The sequence below is a fragment of the Nostoc sp. 2RC genome, from assembly GCF_014222165.1.
GTDB lineage: Bacteria > Cyanobacteriota > Cyanobacteriia > Cyanobacteriales > Nostocaceae > Nostoc > Nostoc linckia.
The window spans coordinates 1-3,800 of sequence record NZ_JACKZU010000538.1 but is presented as its reverse complement, the minus strand read 5'-3'; the positions used below and the strand labels follow the sequence as shown (position 1 = coordinate 3,800).

Genomic DNA, 3,800 nt, shown 5'->3' with positions numbered 1-3,800 from the left:
CGCGGGGACGTGGGGAATTTTTTTGATAAGTGATTAGGCGGACATGATATCAAATGATTGAAGACTGGATTGACAGACTACAGAAAGAAAAGCCGTCCTTGTAGGACGGGGCTTTATACCCATTTCTTTGATAAAATTGCAAGTGTTAAGGGGGGTGCAGCTGTGATTGAACAATTGAACAAAAAATCTTGAGCGCAGTCCTTACCTAAACTTCGTTGTAGGTAAGGTTAGCGAAACCAGTAATAGCAAGGGACTGGTGACTGGGGACTGGGTCACAAGTCTTTTGATGTCTGAGTTTTCTCCTCTGTTAATGTCCTAACCACCTTGGTTGTTGCTATAAAAAGCGAAGCAACAACTTATTCTGGTTTCTCTTGGTTGTGCACATATTCAATAAGTTTATCTATGACCACAAAGACTTGGGATGCTCAACTTGCTTACTGGCTAGTTCGACCTCTAAAAGACAGTTGGGTAAATCCCAATCATCTCACCACAATTAGACTAATAACAGGACTAGCGGCGGCTACTGCATTGGCAGTTGGCGATAATATCTCGATTAACATTGGAGCAATACTGTTTGCTTTATCCAACTTTTTAGATCATACAGATGGAGAATTAGCCCGTTTAAGTGGCAAAACCAGCAAATGGGGACATCAGTACGACCTTTTGAGTGATGCCATTATCCACATTCTATTATTTATAGGTATTGGGTACGGTCTTAGGCAAAGCGAACTTGGTTCCTGGGCGTTGCTGATGGGCATAATATCCGGCGTATCCGTTGCTTGCATTTTTCATTTGCGAAACCAAATGGAACAGAATTTAGGTAAAAACGCCACCCGTCAACCGAATTTTGCCGGCTTTGACATTGAAGACGTGCTGTATTTGTTTCCCATAGTCACCTTATTCAACGGACTACAACCATTACTAATTGCAGCTACTATTGGTGCGCCAACATTTGCTATATGGGTAATTTGGCAATTTTTTGCACTGTCAAAATCTTAGGGATTGGGGATTGTTGACTGATGACTGGTGACTGGTGACTGTTGACTGATGAGTAAGAGATTAAGAGTTATTCTCCTTGTCTTCCTCATCTTCCTTGTCTTCCTCATCTTCCTTATCTCCTTATCCCCCCACAATTATTAATGAAACTTCAAACTGAAATTTCTCAAGCCATAGCAGCTGTTGATTCTCAAAAACTTAAGGCTGAGTTTCAAGCACAGAATGAATTTTTGGTGGTTGAAAACTTTCTTCCTCATGCAATTCTTAATGAGTTTTTGAGTTTGTTACCATCGTTGCAACCTGCTATCAATCGCAACTATATTCCCAATCATAAGAAAGGTGGTAGTATTAGCCGCTATCACTTAGACAATCTAGCGCCGATTTTTGGAGAATTTTATCAATTAAATGCTGTTTTTGATTTTTTCAACGAAATTACAGGTGAAAAACTACTTTCCTGTCCTGATGCCGATCGCCATACTTATGCGCTATATTACTACACTGAACCTGGAGATCATATTCAATATCACTACGATACATCTTATTATCAAGGTAAACGCTACACAGTTTTACTCGGTTTAGTTGACCGTTCCTCCAGTAAGTTGGAATATCAACTCTATAAAGATATTCCTGACCGAGAAACACAAGTGCGATCGCTTTCCTTGACTCCTGGAACTTTAGTATTATTTAACGGTGACAAACTTTACCATAGAGTTACTCCTTTAGGTGAGAACGAACAACGAATCGTTTTGACTTTGGAGTATGTCACCGATACTCGTATGGGTATATTAAAACGTTTTATCTCCAATATGAAGGATGCGATCGCCTATTTTGGTTTTCGCCAAGTTTTTGGGCGTTAGGGTGACAAATATCGCTGGATGTAAGTCTCAAGTTAAGTGAAAAAGACCGAAAACATTTATTACTTGAGAAAGAAGCTATAATTTTTTTAATAATAGAAAATCATTTTATTGATTGTATTTATAGAAATCTCTATAAATTAGGAAATGGGAAATTTAATTGAATTTACCTTGTTTGCTCCTCGTAACCAAGGAGCAGTTTTAATTGGGTCATTTTCTGATTGGCAAGATGTCCCAATGCAAAAAGGCGAAGATGGTTATTTTCGCACTCAAATACAACTAAAAGACGGGGTTTATCAATATAAATTTCGCATTCAAACCAAAAGTCCCAATTTTGCGCCTGACCAATGGATAGATGTTATCGATCCCAAGGCAACAAATGTTAATGAAACACGAAAACACGCTATAGTGCGAATTAAAGACGGGCAACGTATTGTTGATACTTATGTTTGGCAACATGACGAAAAACCGTTGCCTGAAAATCGGGAATTAGTTATCTATGAAATGCACGTTGCTGATTTTACTGGTGATGAAGTTGAACCCGATAAACGAGGCAAATATTTAGGGGTAATTGCCAAGTTAGATTATCTGTGTGAATTGGGAATCAATGCAATTGAATTAATGCCAGTCAACGAATATCCAGGTAACTATAGTTGGGGTTATAAAGTCCGTCACTACTTTGCCACAGAATCTAGTTACGGTTCCACAGAAGATTTAAAGCAATTGATAGACGAATGTCATGGTAGAGGCATTCGTGTTTTTATGGATGCAATTTACAATCATACAGATGAAGAATGCCCATTATTGCTGATAGATAGGAATTATTGGTACTACGAACACAAGCATTATCCAGAAGACCCAGATAATTACTGGGGGCCAGAATTTAACTACGATAATTACGACGAAAAATTAAATGTTAAGCCTGCATGGAAATACATCGGTGATGTAGTAAAATATTGGATTGAAGAATATCATATTGATGGTATTCGCTTTGATGCCGTGCGCCAATTGGCTAACTATGAATTTCTGGATTGGCTCGCTAAACAAACAAAAAAACATGCCGCATCCAAACATTTTTATAATATTGCCGAACACATTCCTGATACAAGCACTGTAGTCAAACCGAACGGGCCATTAGATGCTTGTTGGCATGAAAGTTTTCGTTACTTTGTAGTTCCATATATTTGTGGAAAATCATTTGAATTAGAACAATTAAAGCAAATTTTAGATCCTAGAAAACAGGGTTACACAACTGCCACCAACGTGGTAAATTATTTAGCAACACACGATCGCCAACGTCTGTTGCGAGAATTAGGCAATGCAGGTATCTTTGATGCAGAAGCATTTAAGCGAGCAAAGTTAGCAGCAGTGCTGTTAATCACAGCAATGGGTATACCAATGCTGTGGATGGGAGAAGAATTTGGTGAATACCAGAAAAAAAGCGAAAGTGTGACTCAACCACAAAAGATTACTTGGTCATTGTTGACAAGCCACCAGAATCATAATTTATTTGAATATTATCGAAAACTGATTGCTTTACGCCAACAAAATCTAGCTTTGCAAAGCGACAACATCGAATTTTTCCACGAAGACGCAAACAATAAAGTACTGGTTTACAGCCGTTGGGATAAACAGGATTCTCATGTTGTCGTGGCGGTAAATTTTTCTGGCGTAAATTTAACTAAGTACGAAATTTCAAACTTTCCCACTGCTGAGTATTGGCGAGATTGGTTTGGTAACTGTGAAGTGGAAACCCAAGAAGATAGTTTAGTCACTAATTTACCAAGCTATACAGCCAAGGTATTTGTTTGGCAGTAATTTTATAAAACTAATACCATATTACAATTCCACTCTTTTAAGGGTGGGTTCCCTTCTAACTTGAAAATCAAACTTTGGCTTTAGCCCAAGAAGAGTATGTGGCGGAAGTCGTTGAATTACAACAGCCATAAC

3 protein-coding genes are annotated in these 3,800 nt (G+C 38.3%); all 3 read left to right on the top strand.

Going from position 1 to position 3,800, the window contains the following annotated elements:
* The first annotated feature begins 402 nt into the window (after positions 1-402).
* The gene (locus tag GNE10_RS32765; protein WP_185570189.1) at positions 403-999 is read left to right on the top strand and encodes a CDP-alcohol phosphatidyltransferase family protein; all 597 of its coding nucleotides are present in this window, start codon (positions 403-405) and stop codon (positions 997-999) included.
* A 140-nt stretch (positions 1,000-1,139) separates the two neighbouring features.
* Positions 1,140-1,853, top strand: a complete 714-nt coding sequence (locus GNE10_RS32760) for a 2OG-Fe(II) oxygenase (protein ID WP_185570187.1) — start codon at positions 1,140-1,142, stop codon at positions 1,851-1,853.
* Positions 1,854-1,997: 144 nt separating this feature from the next.
* Positions 1,998-3,668: an alpha-amylase family glycosyl hydrolase gene (locus tag GNE10_RS32755; RefSeq protein ID WP_185570185.1), complete on the top strand. Its 1,671-nt coding sequence runs from the start codon at positions 1,998-2,000 to the stop codon at positions 3,666-3,668.
* Positions 3,669-3,800 lie beyond the last annotated feature (132 nt).